The organism is Streptomyces sp. NBC_01334, from assembly GCF_035983595.1.
GTDB classification, from domain to species: Bacteria; Actinomycetota; Actinomycetes; order Streptomycetales; family Streptomycetaceae; genus Streptomyces; species Streptomyces coriariae.
This window is the reverse complement of record NZ_CP130718.1, coordinates 8,732,916-8,752,655: the sequence shown is the minus strand read 5'-3', so window position 1 is coordinate 8,752,655 and position 19,740 is coordinate 8,732,916. Positions and strand designations below refer to the sequence as shown.

Here is a 19,740-nt window from a genome sequence, read left to right as displayed (position 1 = left end):
GGTCCAGTTTCCCTCAGGTGGACCAGTCGCCGTCCGGTGCCCCGTCCTAGGCTCGCCGTATGCATCGCACTCTCGCCGACGATCTTTCCCGGCTTCCCGACCTCCTCCAGTCCGCCCGTGACTTCGCCGTCCGTGAGGTGACCGGCCTGGCGGAGCGGCCGGTGGTCCGCCTCGACCGGGCGCCCGACCGGGTGGAACTGCCCGACGAGGGAACCGGGGCCGAGGGCGCTCTCGCGCGGTTCGCCGAGCACTGGGCGCCCGGGTTCTCCGGCTCGGCCGGGCCGCGCTACCTCGGCTTCGTCACGGGCGGGGCGACGCCCGCGTCGGTCGCCGGGGACTGGCTGACCGGCGCGTACGACCAGAACGTCTCCGGGGCGGGCGGCTCGTGGGCGGCGGCGCTGGAGCGGGAGACGGTGACCTGGCTGCGTGAGCTGTTCGGGCTGGGTGAGGCCCACAGCGGGGCGTTCGTGACGGGCGCGACGGTCTCCACCACCGTCGGTCTCGCCGTCGCCCGTGAGTGGCTGGGCGAACGGTCGGGGGTGGACGTGTCGCGGGAGGGCGCGGCCGCGCTGGGGCCCGTGGAGGTGCTCTCGGGCAGCCCGCACTCCAGTGTCGCCAAGGCGCTCTCGGTGCTGGGCATCGGCCGGGACCGGCTGCGGAAGGTGCCCGTGCTCGACGGCCGGGAGGCCGTCGACGTCGACGCGCTCGAGACGGCGCTGGCCGCGCGGGACGGACGGCCGACGGTCGTCGTGGCCAACTCGGGCACCGTCAACACGGTCGACTTCGACGATCTGCGCGCGATCGCGGCCCTGAAGGAGCGGTACGACTTCTGGCTGCACGTGGACGCGGCGTTCGGCGGTTTCGCCGCCCTCTCCCCCGCGTACGCGCACCTCGTGGACGGGCTCGACCTGGCCGACTCGGTCTGTGTGGACCTGCACAAGTGGCTCAACGTGCCGTATGACGCGGCCGTGCAGTTCACCCGCCGCCGCGACCTCCAGGTACGGGTCTTCCACAACGCCTCGCCGTATCTCGGACTGCCCACCGGCGAGCCCGACTTCGTCCACCTCACACCGGAGAACTCGCGGCGGCTGCGGGCACTGCCGGCCTGGTTCTCGCTGGTGGCCTACGGGCGGGCCGGGCACCGTGAGATCGTCGAGCGGAACGTAGACCTCGCGGCCCGGCTCGGTGCGGGGATCGCCGCGCTGGACGGGCTCCGACTGCTGGCCCCGGTGCGGCTGAACGTCGTCTGCTTCACCCTCGCCGACGACCCGACGCAGGAGCGGGTCGGCGCGCTCGCGGAGGCCGTGGCCGCGTCCGGGGAGGCGTTCCTGACGCCGACGGTGTACGGCGGGGTGCCGGCGCTGCGGGCCGCGTTCAGCAACTGGCGTACGTCGCCGGCGGACGGGGAGCGGGTGCTGAAGGCGCTCACCGCGGCACTTTGCGGCTGATCGGCACCGTGGCCCGCTGGTGCGGGAGTTCGCGGCGGGAGCGGACCGGGGAGAGGAAGACGGGCAGGAAGTTCACCGCCAGCAGCGCGCCGCCCACCCAGAGGGTGGCCCGCACTCCGGCCAGTTCGCCGATGAGGCCGGAGACGGCGGCGCCCACGGCCAGCGCCCCGGTCAGGAGGAACCGGAAGGTGGCGTTCATCCGGCCCAGGAGGGCGTCCGGGGTCATCCGCTGGCGCAGGCTCACGCCGAGGACGTTGTCCACGCCGGTCTTGAGCAGCGTCAGCACCCAGGCCGCCCCCGCGATCCACAGCCAGGGCCCTCGTCCGACCAGGGGCACGAGCAGGGCCGCGGGTGCCAGGGCCAGGCCGGTGAGGCCCAGTGCCCGGCCGTGTCCGAGGCGTGCCGCCAGCGGGCGGGCGCACCACGCGCCGAGCAGCAGCCCGAGCCCGCCCGCCCCCCAGAACAGACCCAACGCGCCTGCGGGAAGGTCGAGTTCACGGACGAACAGGATCGGCAGCATGGTGGTGACGATCTGCGAGCCGAAGTTGCTGAGGGCGGCCGTGAGCGCGAGCGCCCGCAGCTCCCGGTCGCCGAGGACGTGCCGTACGCCCTCCGCGATCTGGGCGCCCAGTCGGCTCTCGGGCGCCGGGCGCGGCGGTTCGTCGCCCGGCCGCAGTGCGCAGAGCTGGAGCGCGGAGACCAGGTAGGCGCCGGCCGCGCAGAGCACGGCCACGGGTGCGGTGAGCAGTTGGACGAGTCCGCCGCCCGCGCCGCGTCCCGCGATGTTGCCCACGGCCTGCAGGCTCACGACGGCCGTGTTGGCCCGCACCAGGGCGGCGCGGTCGACCAGTCGGGGCAGCACGCTCTGCGAGCCGACGTCGAAGAACACGGTCGCGCATCCGTTGAGCAGGACCACCGCGTACAGGTGGGCGAGGGTGAGCGTGCCGGACCACCAGGCGACGGGCACGGAGGAGAACAGCAGGGCCCTGCCCAGGTCCGCGCCGATCAGGATGCGGCCGTGCCGCATCCGGTCCACCCAGACCCCGGCCGGCAGCCCGATGAACAGGAACGCGACCGTGCTCAGCGCGGCCAGGGCACCGACCTGTCCGGGACTGGCGTCGAGCGCGGTCACCGCGACGAGGGGTACGGCGACATAGCTCACGTTCGTGCCGAGTTGGCTCAGCGCGGTGGCCGAGAACAGGACGCGGAAGTCGCGGACGCGCCAGGGTGAGGCGGTCGGCTCGGTGGGGGTGTGCACGGTTGCACGCTGCCCGACGTTCTCCGGTCGGACAAGTGAAAAGATCTGCACGGGCCGTTAAGCGCCTCTACCACGTCAACAGGACGGAGATCGTGCGGAGATGTCCGCCTTCCTTCAGCAACTCCCCGCTCTCATAGGCGTCGTGGTCGGCGCCCTCGGCTCGTATCTGGCGATCGTGCGCAGCGACGGGGCCAGGTTCCGGCGCGAGACGGCGGCCCGGTGGGAGGAACGGCGGCTGAGCGTGTACGGCGAGTACGCGCGGGCGCTGAAGAAGTCGGTGAACCTGACCTACCGCGTCGCCTCCCACCTCGGCAACGACCCGCACCCGCACCCCCTGTCCCCCGCCCAGGCCGAGCCGCTGCTCGCGGAGGCGACCGACGGACGCGACCCGGCCGGAGAGGCCCTGATCATGCTGGGCAGCCGGGAGGTGGTGGAGCGGGCGCGGGTGTGGGTGACCACGGTGATGGACATGGAACGGTTCATGCGCGAGGGGACGCACGACCCGCAGGCCTGGCAGGAGCTGCTGGAGCGGCAGCGGGCCGGCCGCGAGGGCTACTACGCGGCCGTACGCGAGGATCTCGCCCTGCCGCCGGGGCACCCGGCGCGCTGGGCGACCGCTCCGCTCTCCGACGCCTGAGTGCTCAGCGGTAGCCGGTGGTGTCCGCCGCCTTCCCGGGGTCCTGCACCTCGACCATGTAGCGCCAGGCGTCCGGGCGGCTGCCGTCCAGGTCGGTGAAGCCGTACACCGGGGCGAGGCCCCCGCTGGACAGGGACCGCCCGTTGAAGCGGGCCACGTCGGGATCGGCGGCCAGGGCGGCGACCGCCCGGCCGACGTAGCGGGGTGTCTCCGAGATGGCGAAGTGGGGGACGCGGTCCAGGGCGTCGCGCCAGTTGTCCTCGCGTACACCGAAGTTCTCGAGCATCAGCTCCGACCGCAGCCAGCCGGGGGTGAGCGCGAGGGCGGTGGCGCCGCGCGGCCCGAGTTCGTGGCCGAGGGCGAAGGCCATGCGCAGGACGGATGTCTTGGCGAGGTCGTAGAAGAAGTTCACGCGATAGGTGTCACGGTTGTACTCGGTGGTGCCGTCGGTCATCTCGACGACCAGTCCGCCGGGCCGGCGCAGCAGCAGCGGCAGCGCGTGGTGGCTGGTGATCGCGTGGGTCTCGACGGCGAGCCGGAGCAGCCGGAGCCCGTTGTCCAGGTCGTGCTCCCAGACCGGGGTGTCCCAGGCGAAGAGGTGCTCGGCGCCCCAGATGTCGTTGACGAGGACGTCGAGGCGGCCCTGCTCGTCCGCGACCCGGTCGACGAGGGCGCGGACCTGGCCCGGGTCGAGGTGGTCGGTGGGCACGGCGATGCCGTGGCCGCCCGCCTCGGTGACCAGGTCTGCGGTGTCCTCGATCGTCTCGGGGCGGTCGCTCTCGGAGCGCCGGGCGCGGGTGGTGCGTCCCGTCACGTAGACGGTGGCACCGGCCGCCCCCAGTTCCACGGCGATGCCGCGTCCCGCACCCCGTGTCGCCCCGGCGACCAGGGCGACCTTGCCTTCCAGCGGACCGGACATGTCCGACCTCCTGCGCGTGTTCCGTCGGTGTCGTCATCGAGGATCGATGGCGTGATCGAGGATCGCGCGGAAGCCGGACATCTCCTGTCGGCTTTTCCCCGCCGGGTCACCCGGTCGGGCGCGGGCCGCGGTCGCTCTCAGTGCCCCCGGGCGATCCACTCCTCCAGATGCGGGGCCTCCGCGCCGATGGTCGTCGTGTCGCCGTGACCGGTCAGCACCTTCGTCTCGGGCGGCAGCGCGAGCAGCCGGTCCCTGATGGAGGTGATGATCGTCGGGAAGTGGGAGTAGGAACGACCGGTGGCTCCCGGTCCGCCCTGGAAGAGGGTGTCGCCGGTGAAGAGCACCCCGAGGCCGGGGTCGTGGAGGCAGACCGCGCCGGGCGCGTGCCCGGGGGTGTGCAGGACGGTGAGGTCGGTGCCGGCGGCCTCGATGACCTGGCCGTCGGCCAGGTGGGCGTCGGGCTCGCGGTCCGGGTGGGTGAGCTTCCACAGCGGCAGGTCGTCGGGGTGCAGCCAGATCGTGGCGCCGGTCGCGTCGGCGAGGGCGGGCGCGGCGGAGACGTGGTCGTTGTGGGCGTGGGTGCACACGATGGCCGTCAGCCGGCGGTCGCCCACGGCGGCCAGGATGGCGTCGGCGTCGTGCGCGGCGTCGATGACGATCGCCTCGTGGTCGTCGCCGACGATCCACACGTTGTTGTCGACGTCCCAGGTCCCGCCGTCGAGGCTGAATTGGCCCGAGGTGACGAGGCGTTCGATGCGCGCGGCCATCACAGCACCACCACCGAGCGAAGGACGTCTCCGTGGTGCATCCGCTCGAACGCCTGCTCCACCTCGTCGAGTCGGATGGTCTCGGTCACGAACGCCCCCAGATCCAGGCGGCCTTGCAGATGCAGGTCGATCAGCATCGGGAAGTCACGGGAGGGCAGACAGTCGCCGTACCAGGACGACTTCAGTGCCCCGCCGCGCCCGAAGACGTCCAGCAGGGGCAGCTCGAGTTTCATCTCCGGCGTCGGCACGCCGACCAGGACGACCGTGCCGGCGAGGTCACGGCCGTAGAAGGCCTGCTTGTAGGTCTCCGGACGGCCGACGGCCTCGATCACCACGTCCGCGCCGAAGCCGCCGGTCAGCTCGCGGATCGCCTCGACGGGGTCGGTCTCCTTGGAGTTGACCGTGTGCGTGGCGCCCATCTTGCGGGCGGTCTCGAGTTTGCGGTCGTCGATGTCGACGGCGATGATCTTCGCGGCGCCGGCCAGGTTCGACCCGGCGATGGCCGCGTCGCCGACACCGCCGCAGCCGATCACGGCGACCGTGTCGCCGCGGCCCACGTTGCCGGTGTTGATCGCCGCGCCGATGCCCGCCATCACCCCGCATCCCAGCAGCCCCGCCACGGCCGCCGACACCGACGCGTCGACCTTCGTGCACTGCCCGGCCGCCACCAGGGTCTTCTCGGCGAACGCCCCGATGCCCAGCGCCGGGGACAGCTCGGTGCCGTCGGTCAGGGTCATCCGCTGCTTGGCGTTGTGGGTGTCGAAGCAGTACCAGGGCCTGCCGCGCAGACACGCCCGGCACTGCCCGCACACCGCACGCCAGTTCAGGATGACGAAGTCGCCGGGAGCGACGTCGGTGACGCCCTCGCCGACCGACTCCACCACACCCGCCGCCTCATGACCGAGCAGGAAGGGGAACTCGTCGTTGATCCCGCCCTGCTTGTAGTGCAGGTCGGTATGGCAGACCCCGCAGGCCTGCACCTGCACCACGGCCTCGCCGGGACCGGGGTCGGGGATCACGATCGTCTCCACCCGTACCGGCTCGTTCTTCCCCGGCGCGATCACTGCGCGCACTTCCTGCGGCATGGTGCTGCCCCTTTCGTCGGCGGTCATCCGTCCCGCTGCCGACCCTACGCGTGACTGATCGGTAAGGGCACGGGCGGCAGGGCCGACGCCCGCCCTGAACACGCCCTTCCCGGCCGCACCGCGCGGCGGCCGACGTAGCCTGAGGCCTGCGACCCCACCTCCCGAGGAGCCCCGTGACCATCGCAGAGACCGCCGGCGACCGGCCCCCGTGGCGGCTGTTGCTCGACTACGTACGGCCACATCGCCGGTCCCTGCTGGCGGGTGCGGCGCTGTCCCTGGTCACCGGCGCCACCGGGTTGCTCCTGCCTCTGGTGGCAAGGAAGTTGATCGACGATCTGGGCCAGGACCGTTCGATATCGGGCGCGTTGCTCGCGCTGACGGCACTGGTCGTCGCCAACTCGGCGGTGGGCGCGCTGGGTTCGTTCGTGCTGCGGCGCACCGCGGAGTCGGTGGTGCTCGGCGCGCGGCGGGCGCTCTCCTCATATCTGCTGCGGCTGCGGATCACGGCGGTCGACCGGAGCGAGCCCGGCGATCTCATGGCCCGGATCACCTCCGACACGACGCTGCTGCGCGAGGTGACCACCGACTCGCTGGTGGGCCTCGGCACCGGCGGGCTCACGCTGGCCGCCACGGTCGTGATGATGGGCCTGGTGGACCCGGTGCTGCTGGGGGTCACGCTGGCCGTGATCGTCTGTGCGGGGACGGTCCTGGGCGTGATCGTGCCGCGGATCAACCGGGCGAGCCGCCGGGCGCAGGACGCGGTCGGCGTGATGGGCGCCTCGCTGGAGCGGGTGCTCGGCGCGCTGCGCACGGTGAAGGCGTCGGGCGCCGAGCACCGTGAGGAGGAGACGCTGCACGCGGCGGCCGAGGAGTCCTGGCGGCAGAGCGTGCGGGCCGCCAAGTGGTCGGCGGCCGCGGGCAACACGGCCGGCCTGGCGATGCAGACGGCCTTCATCACCGTCCTCGCGGTGGGCGGGGCGCGGGTCGCGACGGGCGCCATCGAGATCGGCACGCTGGTGGCGTTCCTGCTGTACGTCTTCTATCTCATGTCGCCGATCCAGCAGGTCGTCGGCGCGATCACCCAGTACCAGACGGGTTCGGCGGCCCTGAGCCGCATCCAGGAGGCCCTGCGGCTGCCCGCCGAGCCGGCGTCCCGGCCCGAGCCGCTGCCCTCGCACGCCGCCGAACCGGCCTCGCTGGGCTTCACCGACGTCCGGTTCCGGTACGCCGACGACCTGCCGTACGTCCACCACGGGGTGACGTTCACCGTGCCGGCCCGGGGCATGACCGCGTTCGTCGGCCCTTCGGGCGCGGGCAAGACCACGGTGTTCTCGCTCATCGAGCGGTTCTACGACCCGGAGTCCGGCACGATCGCCCTCGACGGGCGCGACCTCGCGGACTGGGACCTGTCCCGGCTGCGCTCCTCCATCGGCTACGTCGAGCAGGACGCGCCCGTGCTGTCGGGCTCGCTGCGCGACAACCTGCTGCTGGGGAACCCGTCGGCGGACGACGACGCCGTGCGGGGCGTGCTGAAGACGACCCGGCTGGAGGGCCTGGTCGAACGGCTGCCGCAAGGGCTGGACACCCTGGTCGGGCATCGCGGGACGAAGCTGTCCGGCGGCGAGCGGCAGCGGGTGGCCATCGCCCGCGCGCTGCTGCGCCGCCCGAGGCTTCTCCTCCTGGACGAGGCGACCTCCCAGTTGGACGCGGTGAACGAGGCGGCGCTGCGCGACACCGTCGCCGATGTCGCCCGGACGACCACCGTCCTCGTCGTCGCGCACCGGTTGTCGACGGTCACCATGGCCGACCGGATCGTCGTCATGGACGCGGGCCGGGTACGCGCCGTGGGAACGCACCGTGAGCTGGTGGCGGGCGACCCGCTCTACGCGGAGCTGGCGGCGACGCAGTTCCTGGCGACGGTCGAGTGAGCGGGCCCGGACGCGCCTGGGGGCCGTCCGGTCGTCCGGACGGCCCCGTCGGGGAAGGACGAGAGCTCAGACGTCGATGGCGGGCAGCAGCCCGGCCACGGGAGCGGCGAGGTCGGTGATCTGGTGCAGCTCGCTCAGGTTCTCCAGCTGGTTCACCTTGCCGAGCTCACGCAGCTGCGTGGAGACCGGCGGGAGGTCGGCCCGGTACTCCGCGGGAATCTGGCTCGCGGCGAGTGAGTCCAGCGCGGTCATCGGGTTGATTTTGCCGCCGGCCGGGGCTTCGGCCGCGCTCGCCATGGGCGCCGCGAGGCCTGTGACCCCGGCGGCGAGAGCGGCGAGAGCGGCGATGCGTCGAGTGGAGATCATGCCTACAGCAACGCCACCGGTGCCCTCGCGGACACGGGTGGGCGCCGGCGCTCACCCGACAGGCGGAGGTGACCGGCTGCGCTTGCCGAGCCCGGCCTGCCGGAGGAGCCTCGAAGGTGAGGGTCGGGCGGCCCGACCTCCCCTCGGCCGCGGCCCTCCGAGGAGGTCACCATGGGCACCGCGGCAGGCTCCGCCTTCGACACCGAGACCCTGCGCAGGGGCGTGGAGGGCAACACCGCGACGGCTTTGCTGTCGCTCTACGCCGACGACGCGGAGATACGCGTCATCGACCACAACTCCCAGCCCAGCCAACCCAAAGTGCTGCACGGGCGGGACGAGATCGGCCGGATGCTGGAGGACGTCTACAGCCGGGACATGACCCATAAGCTCGAGGAGTGCATCGTCCAGGGCGACCGTGCCGCCTTCAGCGAGTCGTGTCGGTACTCGGACGGCGTGCGCGTCCTCGCCGAGTCGATGATCACGTTGCGGGACGGCAAGATCGTCGAGCAGACCATGATCCAGGCATGGGACGAGTAGGCAGGAAGACCGCAGGGGTCCAGGTCACCTCCCGGCTGACCTGGACCTTCTCGGTGCGGGCTGTACGGGGCCGGTCGCGTCCCGCCCGGTCTGCGCTGCCGGTACCGGCCTCCGCAGCGGGTCGGCGCGTGTCCGTGGCTGTACTGCGGACGGCGCTGCGAGCCGTGCGGTCCCGCCCGCATCGTCCGACACCGCCCGCCGTTCGCACCCGGTGCGGCCGGCGCCGGTGACGCCGTACCGGCACACGCCGCCCGCCGCAGCAGAGCCGGCCTCGACGACCGCCACCCGCCGCGGCACAGCCGGCCTCAGACCCGCGCGGACGCGCTTCCGGTGCCCGCCGGGGTGTCCTCGGCGGCGATTCGCCCGAGGCGCCGGATCACCGCGCTCAGCCTCGCCAGTGCCACCGCCGTGCCGGCGCAGACGGGAACGGCCGGCCAGTACGGGAGGATGTTCCCGAAGGCCGCGTTGACGAGGAGCGCGAGCAGCGCCGCCATGCCGACCGCCGCCCCCAGCGCACACGGCCCGAAGCGGTCGTCGCGGCTCGCCCGGACCCGGCCCGTCCTGGCCGCCAGGAATGCGGCGGCGGACACGGCGAGCGAGATCAGATAGGCCGTCGTCAGCGGGGTGAGCACGATCAGCGTCACGTCCAGCGTCCCGAAGTGCCAGCCGGGCCAGACGTCCTGGCCGTCGATCTCCACGACCCGGCCGTGCCACAGGCCGAGCACGACCCGCTTGCCCTCCCAGAGGTCGTGCCCGACCTGGTCCGCGACCTTGTCGACCCTCTTCCGCCCTTCGCCCAGGGCGAGTCGGACGGTGTACTCGGTGTGGGTGAAGTACGTGCCGCTGCCGCCGGCCTGGCCGCCGCCCGAGTACCCGGAGACCGTGTGCGAGGTCAGCCCCGTCACGCTCGCCTCGGCGGTGTGCAGGGATCCGTCCGCCCGGGCGAGCGCCACGGCCGTCTCCTGGTAGGTGCGTCCGGCGAGCAGCAGGATCAGGGCGGCCATGACGAGGCGGAACACCGCGCGCCGGACCCGCCCGCCCCCGCTCCCGGCCGGCTCGGCCTCGCTGGTGTCCGACATGGTCCCCCCTGGTCCCGCACGTCGACTGGTCCGGCATGTCGACAGACACGGGAAACGCCCGGCCGGTTCCCCGACACCGGTGCTCGGACGCCTCTGCCCGGGGGGTGGCGGGGCCCCGACCCGGGGGTCGGGGCTCCGGTCCACAGGGTCAGGTCAGCGTCCACTTCTGGTTGTCGGCGGTGCCGCAGGTCCAGAGCACGATCGGGGTCCGGTTGGCCGTACCCGCCCCGTTGGCGTCGAGGCACAGCCCCGCGTTGACGTTGGTGATCGTGCCGTCGCTGTTGACGTTCCACTTCTGGTTGTTCTGGCCGTTGCAGTCCCAGATGACGACCTTGGTGCCGTTGGTGGTACCGAGGTTGTAGGCGTCCAGGCACTTGTTCCCGTACACCACGAGTTCCTTGCGGGAGGTGTACGTCCAGGCCTGGTTGGAGCCGCCGTTGCAGTCCCACAGCTCGGCCTGGGTGCCGTTGGTGATCGTGCTGTTGTACAGGTCCAGGCAGCGGCCGGACTGTTTGCCGACGACGAGGGTGCCGTTCGCGCCGGCGAGGGGCTTGACCGTGATGTCGGCGAGGGTCGGGGCGCCCGTGAAGGCGAGTGTGTTGGACGAGCCCTTCGACAGGGCCACCTGGAGGGAGACGGTGCCCTGCGCGGAGCCCGTCGGCGGGAAGGAGACCGTCGTCGCGGTCTGGCCGTTGACCTTCAGCGTCGCGGTACGGGCGGTGGAGGCCGTGTTGGTGTAGGCGACGTCGACGACCTTCAGGCCGGTGCTCCCGGCGACCACACCGGAGAAGCTCGACGTGCCGGTGTACGTGCTGCCCGACGCCTCGGTGCCGCCGGTGACGGTGAGCATGACCGAGCCGCCCGCCGGGACGCTCGCCGTGTAGCTCGTGGAGTACGAGCCGACGTCGGCGCGGGCCCACAGGTCACGGACGGTGGCGGAGGCGTTGGTCAGACCCAGGTCGGACCAGCGGACGGTGATGTTCTGGGCGGCGGAGGTGCGGTTGAGCAGGACGACGGCACGCTTGCCGCTGCCGGCGAGGACCTTGCCGTACACCTGTGCCCCGGAGGTGTCCTCGGCGACCTTGACGCCCTGGAGGCCGCGCGCGTCCTGGTCGACGGCGATGACCTCGGGGTTCTTGAGGATGTTCGCCGTCTCCGTGGTCATCGTGGTCAGGTCGTTGCCGGCGAGGAGCGGGGCGCCGGAGACCGCCCACAAGTTCATGTGGGTGCGGTTCTGGGCGGCGGTGAAGCCGGTCATGCCGACCATCAGCATGTCCGGGTCGTTGTAGTACCCGGTGTGCTGGGAGGTGGGGTGCAGGCCCTGGTCGAAGTTGGACAGCAGGTTCGTCATCGACGGGTTGTTGCCGTAGTAGATGATGTCGGTGCTGGTCCGGAACATCGGGGCGAGGCCGGGGGCCCAGTTCCAGGTGTTCTGGTAGCCCCAGTTGCAGATGGAGAGGGTGAGCGGGCGGCCGGTCGCGGCCGTCGCCTTCGTGACGGCGCCGCTGATCGCGGTGTACGCCGTCGCCGCGTCGAGGCCCTCGGCGTCACCGCCGCACCAGTCGACCTTCACGAAGTCGAAGCCCCACTGCGAGAACTGGAGCATGTCCTGGTCGTAGTGGCCCTCGCTGCCGCTGCCCGGGGCGGCCGGCCGGCCGGTCGGGTAGTAGTAGCCGCAGCCGTCCTTGCCGGCGTCCGTGTAGATGCCGGCCTTGAGGCCCTTGCCGTGGATGTAGTCGGCGATGGCGCTCATGCCGCCGGGCCACTCGGACTCGTCGACGGTGATGTTGCCCCCGCTGTCGCGGGTGCCCTGCCACCAGCCCTCGTCGATGTTGATGTACTTGTATCCGGCCGCCGGCAGTCCCGCGGCGACGAACGCGTCGACCTGCTGCTTGATGACGTTGTAGTCGATCTTCGCGGCGAAGCTGTTCCAGGAGGCCCAGCCCATCGGGGCGGTGGGCACGGCGATCTGCCGCGAGGTCGCGGCCTGGGCCGGGCCGGGCTGGGCGAACACCAGGGCGGCGGTCACCGTCAGCAGCAGGGCGAGTACCCGGGCGGCGGCTGATCTCCAGCGCCGGGCCGGGTGCGCGGGGGGTGGGGGAAACATACGGGCGGCTCCAAGCTTCGAAATATCGAACAAGGGTCGGCAAACCGAACGCGTTGCGCGCCGAAAGTAGAACCGCCGGAGAGTGAAGTCAACGGCTGCGACAGAAGTGATGTGACCGCTCTCAACGATGAAGTGGCCACTTTCGCAGGGTCGTTCACCCCGGACCCCGCACCCCGCCCCCATACTGTCCGTCGTGCGAGTGGCGATCATGACGGCGGGTTCCCGGGGTGACGTGGCCCCCTTCACGGGGCTGGGCCATGGGCTGGTGCGGGCGGGACACGAGGTCACCCTGGTCACGCACGCGCGGTTCGCGCCGTTGGTGGCCGGCTCGGGGGTGGACTTCCACGCGCTGCCGGTGGATCCGCGGGCGGAACTGGAGTCCGAGCGGGGCCGGGGGCTGCACCGCAGCACCACCGGTCCGGGCAAGCTGCTGCGGATGGCCCGGATGGCGCGGTCGCTGGTGGGGCGGATGACAGACGACCTCCTGACCGCCGCGCACGCCAGCGACGTCCTGCTGCTGTCCGCCTCGGTGGCGCCGCTGGGGCACACCATCGCCGCGGGTCTGTCCCTGCCGAGCCTCGGCCTCTACCTCCAACCCGTCGCCCCCACCAGGGAGTTCGCGCCGCCGATGTTGGGCGGCGGCTCATGGGGAGCGGTCGGCAACCGGCTCGCCGGGCACGGGGTCGGGGTGGCCGTCGAGCAGATCTTCGCGCCGGTCGTGCCGGCGGTACGGGCCCGGCTGGGGCTGCCCGCCGTACGCCGTCCCGGCACCGGTCTGCGCGGCCGGGCCCGGCACGGCTGGCCGGTCCTGCACGGTTTCAGCCCCCTGGTGGTGCCCCGGCCCCACGACTGGCGGGCGGAGCTGGACGTGACCGGGTACTGGTGGCCGTACGACCGGGAAAGCCGACTCCCGCCCGCCCTGCGGGAGTTCCTCGACGCCGGGCCGCCGCCGGTCTTCGTCGGGCTGGGCAGCGCGACCGTGCCCGATCCGCGGCGGCTGAGCGCCGAGATCGTCCGGGCGCTGCGGCGGGCGGGACTGCGCGGGGTGATCCAGCGCGGCTGGGCGGGCCTCGCGGCCGACGGCGACGACATGCTGACCGTCGACGACGTCCCGCACTCGCTGCTGTTCCCGGAGACGGCCGCGGTGGTCCACCACTGCGGGGCGGGGACGACGGCGGCGGGCGTACGGGCCGGGGTCCCTGCCGTACCGGTGCCGATCCAGTTCGACGAGACCTTCTGGGCCGACCGCCTGGTCCACCTCGGCGTGGCGCCGAACGCGGTGCCCCTGCGCCGGCTGACGGCTGAGAGCCTGACCGCCGCGCTCCTGCGGGTCACCCGGGAGCCCGGCTTCCGCGAACGGGCCGGGGAGTTGGGGACCCGGGTGCGCGCGGAGGACGGGGTGGGACGGGTCGTGGAGGCCGTGGGGCGGCTGTCACCCGGGCCGTCCGGCCGGCCGGGCGGGAGCGGCTAGGCCCGCTCGGGCGCCCACCCCGGCGGCCGCAGGATCCCCAGCAGTTGGCGCACCAGTTCGTCGACCACCTCGTCCAGGGTCGCGTCCACCCACCCGGCACTCCAGTCGTGGAGGAGGCCGTTGACACTGCCGATGAAGGCCGTCGCCGCGAGGCGGTAGTCGCGGGGGGCCGCCTCGCCGCGGGCGGCGGCTGCCGTCGCCTCGGCGCAGATGAGGTCGACCCAGCGGGCGCGGCGGGCCAGTCGCTGTTCCTCCAGCCGGGGGCTGACCCCGACGATCTCCACGAAGGTGATCCGGATGCGGCGCGGGTCGGAGGTCACGTCGGCCGCGTAGGCGCGGAAGATCGCGGTGACCCGCTCCAGGAGCGGCATGTCCTGGGCGGCGGCGAAGGCGACCAGGACAGCCTCCTCGGCCCAGTCGTTGACCTGGAGGTGCAGCGCGGCCAGGACGTCCTCGAGGGTGCGGAACTCCTCGTAGAACTGGCGGGTCGACAGACCGGCCGCCTCGCTGAGCGACGCGACCGTGGTGCCGCGGTAGCCCGGAATGTCCCCGAACAGCTGCAGCGCCGCCGCCAGGAATCTCCCACGCCGCTCGGCCTGCCGCTGTTCGGCGGTCTTGCCACCGTAACGGCCGGTCGGCGCCCTGAGCCTGCCCGCCACTGACCCTCCCTCGTCGTTCCGTGCTCCCCCGCCGCCAATTTTGTCGTGTACGGAGTCTTGTGGCGAAGGGCCCCCCTTCCTTACTTTCCAGTAAGTAAAGTCTGAATGCCTCCGTGTTCAGATTGGGCGACCCTGTTCCGCCCTGCCCCCACGCCTCCACCCCCCAGAGGAGAGAGCAGCCATGCCTGCCTTCAGATCCAGGCACCTTTGCTCCGTAGCCGCCGCCCTCGTCCTGACCGTCACCGCCCCCGCCACCGCCGCCACCGCCGTCTCCGACGCCCCGACCGCCGCCGCGCTGCGCGAGGTGCTCTTCGTCGGCAACAACTGGGAGGGCACGGCGGACGTCATCAGGTCCAGCGGTGACTTCGCCAAGGTCGGCCGGATCAACGTGATCCCCGACAAGAGCGCCCGGATGGCGGAGATCAACTCCGACCCGATCAAGTGGATCTACTTCCAGGCCATCCGCAACGGTGTCGGCGAGGGCCACGACCAGTTCGTCGACGACATGTACACCACGCCGGACGGCGCCTCGGTGGTCGTCTCCCGGCCCAGCTTCGCCGACGTCGTCTCCATCGACCTGGCCACCGGGAGCATCAACTGGCGCTTCCCGGTGTCCGGTTACCGTTCCGACCACATGGCCGTCTCGCCCGACGGCACCCGGGTCGCGGTCTCCGCGTCGATCTCGAACACCGTGCACGTCCTGGACATCGGCACCGGCAGGCAGCTGGGCTCGTTCAAGACCGGCGACAAGCCGCACGAGAACATCTTCACCAAGGACGGCAAGTACATCTACAACATGTCGATCGGCGACGTGAACACCTCGCAGGACGCCCCGTGGCAGGACTTCACGAAGGGCGACCGGCGCATCACCGTCGTCGACGCGACCACGTACCAGCAGGTCAGGGTCATCGACATGCGGCAGCGACTGGACGCGATCGGCCTCACGGACTACTCGGACGCGGTGCGTCCGGCGGTCTTCTCACCGGACGAGTCCAAGCTGTACTTCCAGGTCTCGTTCTTCAACGGCTTCTTCGAGTACGACCTCGCCACGGACCGCATCACCCGGACGAAGACCCTGCCGAAGAACCCGGCGACCAGCGACGACCGCACCACCTTCGTCAACGACTCGCGCCACCACGGCATCTCGATGAGCCCCGACGGCAGCAAGCTGTGCGTGGCCGGCACGATGGACGACTACGCGACGGTCGTCGACCGCGCGACCCTCCAGGAGGGCCCGCTGGTCACCGCCTCCAAGCCCTACTGGGCCACGGTCAGCGGCGACGGCAGGAGCTGTGTCATCTCCGAGAGCGGCGCCGACCAGGTCACGGCGATCGACTTCGCCACCGGGCAGAAGGTCGTGTCGGTGCCGGTGGGCGACCATCCGCAGCGGGTCCGGATCGGCCATGTCGCGGCGAACTGGAGCGGAACAAGCGCCGGCTGACGGCTTCTCGGCCAGCAGGGGTGGGTGGCGGTGACCGCCACCCACCCCTGCTGTCGTGCTGTCGTGCCCGGTGGGGCTACCCCACCTTCTGGGTCACCCACGCCGACAGCTCCGTGCGCGCGGCGGCCAGCAGGGTCGCGGACGGCGCGGTCGCCCCGTTGGTGACCAGGGCGTAGTGCACGGTGCCCGAGTCCGGCGCGCTGAGCAGGAGGCGCCGGCTGCCCGCGCCGCCCGGTTCGGCGGCCGCTGCGATCTTCGTGGTCGTCGTGTACGCGGGCGGGGCGTACACCGTGCCGAGGTCGGAGACGACGGTCGTCGTGGCGGTCGGGAAGGAGGCCGGCAGGTGCAGTTCGGTGGGTGCCGTGCCGCCGTTCGAACGCCACACCAGCAGCCCGTACTGGCCGGAGCCGACGAGCTGTTTCGTGTTGGGCAGGGAGCTGGGGACCGGATTCCAGGTGAGGGTGGTGGAGCCGTCGCGGGAGCGGTCCTCGTAGGTGAAGGCGACGGTGGTGCCGGAGGTGGCGCTCGGGTAGATCCGGTCGAGCAGCCGGGCGTCCTGACGGAGGGTCGCCGTGCCGCTGTCGTCCAGCCGTACGGCGGAGAGGTCCTCGTCGTTCCAGGCGTCACCGGTCGTGAGCACCTTGTCGGCGTTGCCGTTCATCAGCTCGTGGTGGCGGCCGTTGTAGATGTCCCACTGCCACTGCGAACCGGACAGGACCGGACCCGAGGTCGCCGGGGTGGTCCACCAACCGGCGCCCTTCACCCGGGAGTCGAGTGCCTGGTACATCGCTTTCAGCACGGTCGGCGCCTTGCCGGCGGTCGTGCCGTTCAGGGGATGGCCGAACTCGCTGACGATCGCCGTCGTCCCGGCCGCCGACGCCCGGTCGCGGACCGTGCCGAAGTCGGTCACGTACTGGCCGTCCTCCGCGTTGCCCCACATCAGGACGCCGGAGATGGCCTTCTGGTCGTAGAAGTGGGTGTTGAAGACATAGCGGGAACCGAGCGTGCCCGCGTCGAGGAGGCCGCCCTCCTCCTTGCTGACGTTGCCGTTCCAGAAGAGGTTCGGCTCGACGAAGGCGGGCTTGTCGGTCCAGCCGGCCGCGTCCATCCGGGCCCGGAACTTCACGTAGAAGGGCCACAGCAGGTCGCGTTCCCAGGTGCGGCTGTTCTGGCCGGAGTCGTAGGTGCCGGCGTAGGGCTCGTTGTAGGGGTCGAAGCCCAGGACACCGTTGAACTGCTCGGTGGTGAGGTTCGCCTTGAGGTACGCCATGGTCTTCTGGGCGGTGGCCAGGAAGAAGTCCTGGAGACCGTGATTGTTGTGCCAGAAGTCGTACTGGGCGGCCTTCACCGCGCCGTTCTGGGTGATGTTCTGGCCCCAGAGGAAGCAGATGCCGCAGGACTCGGCGGGGTAGCCGCCGAGTGCCACCGCCCACGCGGGGGCGCCGTCGCCGGTGTACCAGCTGCCCGAGTTGAAGAGGTAGCGGGAGTAGAGGTCCTGGTGGAAGTCGGGATAGACCCGGATGCCCGCGTCCAGGAAGGCGCCCATCTGTGCGGTGACGGCGGCCAGGTAGGTGGTGTCGACCTGGCCGCGCACCGGTTCGGCGTAGGCCCAGGAGAGCAGGAAGCGGACGGAGTTGCCGCCGCCGAGGGCGCGCAGGGCCGTGGCGGACTTCTTGGCGTCGGCGACGGAGGCGAAGGGAAGGCCCTTGTTCTCGGCGAGCTTGGTCTCGCCGGAGACGTTGTAGCCGCGCAGTACGATCTCGCGGCCGTTCGCGTCGAGGAAGCGGCCGCCCGACACGGTGAGCGCCGTGCCGTCGAAGGAGAGGGAGTCGGGGAGCGTGGCCGCGCCGGCGGTCGGGGAGCCCGCCACCGTCAGGAAGCCACAGAGTCCGCAGAGGACCACCAGAACAGCGAGCAGACGTGCCCGGATATTCGGCATGTCCACTACAGTCCGGTGATTTCCGGACACCGTCAATACCTTCTGACCCGTGAGTAAGTTCATTCCCCGTCAACCCAGTTGGCAACCCGGCTCCGCCGGTTCACCAGGCGTCCCGCGCGGTGCGGACCGGCGGGCGACACGGCTGCGGATTACCGTTCAGGGGAGACGGCCGATTCGGCCGTCGCGGCCGGAAGGGAACCGATCGTGCGCGAGATTCTCCCGGTGCTGAACGGGTGGTATGCGGCCGGTGCGCCGTTCGGGCTCGCGACCGTGGTCGCCGTCAGCCGCAGCACGCCGCGCGATCCGGGCGCGGCGATGGCGGTCGGGCCGGACGACGAGGTCGTGGGCAGCGTGTCCGGGGGCTGCGTGGAGGGCGCGGTGTTCGAGCTGGCCCGGGAGGTCGTGGCCGACGGGGCGGCCCGGCTGGAGACCTTCGGCTACAGCGACGAGGACGCCTTCGCCGTGGGACTGACCTGCGGCGGCGAGATCACGCTGCTGGTCCGTCCTGTCACGCCCGGCCTCGACCCGTCGTTCGGCGCCGTCGCGGATTCGGTCGCCGCGGGCGAGCCGGTGACGGTGGCCACGGTGACCGACGGCCCCACGCCACGCGGGGCCACCCTCGCCGTCTGGCCGGACCGGACCTCCGGCACGCTGGGCACGGAGGGTCTGGACGCGGCCGTCACGGCCGACGCGCGCGGCGAGCTGGCCCTCGGCGTCACCGGCGTCCGGCACTACGGGCCGCGCGGCCAGCGGCGGGAGGACGCCGTCGCGGTGTTCCTGCACTCCTTCGCGCCGCCGCCGCGCATGCTGGTGTTCGGCGCGATCGACTACGCGGCCGCCGTGGCCCGGATCGGCGACTTCCTGGGCTACCGGGTCACGGTGTGCGACGCGCGGCCGGTCTTCGCCACCCCGAAGCGTTTCCCGCCGGGCGTCGAGGTGGTCGTGGAGTGGCCGCACCGGTATCTGCGCGACACGGACACCGACGGCCGCACGGCCATCTGCGTGCTGACCCACGACCCGAAGTTCGACGTGCCGCTGCTGGAGGTGGCACTGCGCCGGCCGGCCGCGTACATCGGGGCGATGGGCAGCCGCCGTACCCACGACGAACGCCGGGCGCGACTCGTCGAGGCCGGCCTCACGGACGCCGAGCTGGCCCGGCTGCGCTCACCGGTCGGGCTCGACCTGGGGGCCCGGACGCCCGAGGAGGTCGCGGTGTCGGTGGCCGCCGAGATCGTCGCGCTGCGCTGGGGCGGCAGCGGGGCTCCGCTGACCGCGACGGCCGGGGCGATCCACCGCGCGCAGTGAGGGGGCCTGCCGCCTTCCCGGTTTTCCGCGAGAAGGTGTGAGGCGCGCGCGAACCGGGTACCCGCCCATAACGGACAGGCATGCATGTCCTCTGTCCTTCGTCTCGCGAAGAGGAGGTCCGTTGAAGCAACGCACACTCGCAAGTTCCGGGCCGCCCCCGACCCTCTCGGCCGGGCGCGGCCCGGTTCTCTGTCATCGGCGCGGTGGCAGCCGGTGCAGGACGAGGTCCGTGAGCCGTCCGTCGGCCGCGGTGGCGGTCAGGTAGGTGCAGTGCGGCTGACGCCGTCGGTCGGTCGGGGAACCCGGGTTGAGCAGCCGGGGTCCGCCGGGGACGGTGGTGTCCCAGGGGATGTGGCTGTGGCCGAAGACCAGCACGTCCAGGTCGGGGAAGCGGGCGGCGCAGCGGGCCTCCCGGCCCTGGGCGGGGCCGGTCTCGTGGACGACCCCGAAGCGCAGTCCGCCCAGTTCGGCGAAGGCGACCTCGGGCAGCCGGGCGCGCAGGTCGGGCCCGTCGTTGTTGCCGTACACGCCGACGACCCGGCGGCTGCGGCGCTCCAGCAGGTCGAGGGTTTCCGTGTCGACCCAGTCCCCGGCGTGGATCACCACGTCCGCGTGCGGAAGTTCGTCGAGCAGCGGGGCGGGCAGCGCCTTGGCGCGCTGGGGAAGGTGGGTGTCGGACATCATCAGCAGGCGCACGGCGCCAGACTACAAAATCCCCGACTCGGACCAATCAGGACAGGTGGGGCGTCGGCGCCGGGGTTAGCATCGGGCCACGCGCACCCTCCGTCCCGCGC

17 protein-coding genes are annotated in these 19,740 nt (G+C 72.0%); 7 read left to right on the top strand and 10 right to left on the bottom strand.

The window, feature by feature from the left end; translation table 11 throughout:
* Positions 1-59: 59 nt before the first annotated feature.
* On the top strand, positions 60-1,448 hold the full coding sequence (locus OG736_RS39040) for a pyridoxal phosphate-dependent decarboxylase family protein (RefSeq protein WP_327186636.1): 1,389 nt from the start codon (positions 60-62) through the stop codon (positions 1,446-1,448).
* On the opposite strand, the gene OG736_RS39035 is transcribed toward OG736_RS39040, so the two are convergent.
* On the bottom strand, positions 1,426-2,706 hold the full coding sequence (locus tag OG736_RS39035; RefSeq protein WP_327186635.1) for an MFS transporter: 1,281 nt from the start codon (positions 2,704-2,706) through the stop codon (positions 1,426-1,428). The two genes, OG736_RS39040 and OG736_RS39035, sit on opposite strands and share 23 nt — an antisense overlap.
* Before the next feature lie 100 nt (positions 2,707-2,806).
* Here OG736_RS39035 and OG736_RS39030 point away from each other — a divergent pair, with 100 nt between their 5' ends.
* The gene (locus tag OG736_RS39030) at positions 2,807-3,343 is read left to right on the top strand and encodes a hypothetical protein (protein ID WP_327186634.1); all 537 of its coding nucleotides are present in this window, start codon (positions 2,807-2,809) and stop codon (positions 3,341-3,343) included.
* A gap of 4 nt (positions 3,344-3,347) precedes the next feature.
* Here the strand turns inward: OG736_RS39030 and OG736_RS39025 are convergent, their stop codons facing one another.
* From OG736_RS39025 to OG736_RS39015, 3 genes are all read right to left on the bottom strand, one after another.
* Entirely contained in the window at positions 3,348-4,262 is a 915-nt protein-coding gene (locus OG736_RS39025) for an SDR family oxidoreductase (RefSeq protein WP_327186633.1), read from the bottom strand.
* A gap of 137 nt (positions 4,263-4,399) precedes the next feature.
* Positions 4,400-5,029: an MBL fold metallo-hydrolase gene (locus OG736_RS39020; RefSeq protein WP_171401138.1), complete on the bottom strand. Its 630-nt coding sequence runs from the start codon at positions 5,027-5,029 to the stop codon at positions 4,400-4,402.
* A complete protein-coding gene (locus tag OG736_RS39015; RefSeq protein ID WP_142267472.1) occupies positions 5,029-6,114 on the bottom strand; it encodes an S-(hydroxymethyl)mycothiol dehydrogenase in 1,086 nt (361 codons plus the stop codon). Before OG736_RS39015 ends, OG736_RS39020 begins: the two co-directional genes overlap by 1 nt.
* Positions 6,115-6,287: 173 nt before the next feature.
* On the opposite strand from OG736_RS39015, the gene OG736_RS39010 reads away from it, so the two are divergent.
* Positions 6,288-8,042: an ABC transporter ATP-binding protein gene (locus OG736_RS39010; RefSeq protein WP_327186632.1), complete on the top strand. Its 1,755-nt coding sequence runs from the start codon at positions 6,288-6,290 to the stop codon at positions 8,040-8,042.
* A gap of 66 nt (positions 8,043-8,108) precedes the next feature.
* Here the strand turns inward: OG736_RS39010 and OG736_RS39005 are convergent, their stop codons facing one another.
* Positions 8,109-8,408, bottom strand: coding sequence for a hypothetical protein (locus OG736_RS39005; RefSeq protein ID WP_327186631.1), 300 nt, complete (start codon positions 8,406-8,408; stop codon positions 8,109-8,111).
* A gap of 171 nt (positions 8,409-8,579) precedes the next feature.
* Between OG736_RS39005 and OG736_RS39000 the strand changes: the two genes are divergently transcribed.
* Positions 8,580-8,945 (top strand): nuclear transport factor 2 family protein, encoded by a 366-nt coding sequence (locus OG736_RS39000; RefSeq protein ID WP_327186630.1) that lies wholly within the window; start codon positions 8,580-8,582, stop codon positions 8,943-8,945.
* A 305-nt stretch (positions 8,946-9,250) separates the two neighbouring features.
* On the opposite strand, the gene OG736_RS38995 is transcribed toward OG736_RS39000, so the two are convergent.
* On the bottom strand, positions 9,251-10,024 hold the full coding sequence (locus OG736_RS38995; RefSeq protein ID WP_327186629.1) for a hypothetical protein: 774 nt from the start codon (positions 10,022-10,024) through the stop codon (positions 9,251-9,253).
* 148 nt (positions 10,025-10,172) lie between these two features.
* Entirely contained in the window at positions 10,173-12,131 is a 1,959-nt protein-coding gene (locus OG736_RS38990; protein WP_327186628.1) for a ricin-type beta-trefoil lectin domain protein, read from the bottom strand.
* 208 nt (positions 12,132-12,339) lie between these two features.
* Between OG736_RS38990 and OG736_RS38985 the strand changes: the two genes are divergently transcribed.
* On the top strand, positions 12,340-13,602 hold the full coding sequence (locus tag OG736_RS38985) for a glycosyltransferase (RefSeq protein ID WP_327187828.1): 1,263 nt from the start codon (positions 12,340-12,342) through the stop codon (positions 13,600-13,602).
* Here the strand turns inward: OG736_RS38985 and OG736_RS38980 are convergent.
* A complete protein-coding gene (locus OG736_RS38980; protein WP_327186627.1) occupies positions 13,599-14,261 on the bottom strand; it encodes a TetR/AcrR family transcriptional regulator in 663 nt (220 codons plus the stop codon). The two genes, OG736_RS38985 and OG736_RS38980, sit on opposite strands and share 4 nt — an antisense overlap.
* Before the next feature lie 181 nt (positions 14,262-14,442).
* Here OG736_RS38980 and OG736_RS38975 point away from each other — a divergent pair, with 181 nt between their 5' ends.
* Entirely contained in the window at positions 14,443-15,702 is a 1,260-nt protein-coding gene (locus OG736_RS38975) for a YncE family protein (RefSeq protein WP_327186626.1), read from the top strand.
* A gap of 76 nt (positions 15,703-15,778) precedes the next feature.
* Here the strand turns inward: OG736_RS38975 and OG736_RS38970 are convergent, their stop codons facing one another.
* Positions 15,779-17,641, bottom strand: a complete 1,863-nt coding sequence (locus OG736_RS38970) for a cellulase family glycosylhydrolase (protein ID WP_327186625.1) — start codon at positions 17,639-17,641, stop codon at positions 15,779-15,781.
* A 204-nt stretch (positions 17,642-17,845) separates the two neighbouring features.
* Between OG736_RS38970 and OG736_RS38965 the strand changes: the two genes are divergently transcribed.
* Positions 17,846-18,946: an XdhC family protein gene (locus OG736_RS38965; protein ID WP_327186624.1), complete on the top strand. Its 1,101-nt coding sequence runs from the start codon at positions 17,846-17,848 to the stop codon at positions 18,944-18,946.
* Positions 18,947-19,138: 192 nt separating this feature from the next.
* Here OG736_RS38965 and OG736_RS38960 read toward each other — a convergent pair whose 3' ends face one another.
* Entirely contained in the window at positions 19,139-19,642 is a 504-nt protein-coding gene (locus tag OG736_RS38960) for a metallophosphoesterase family protein (protein ID WP_327186623.1), read from the bottom strand.
* Between the last annotated feature and the right edge of the window lie 98 nt (positions 19,643-19,740).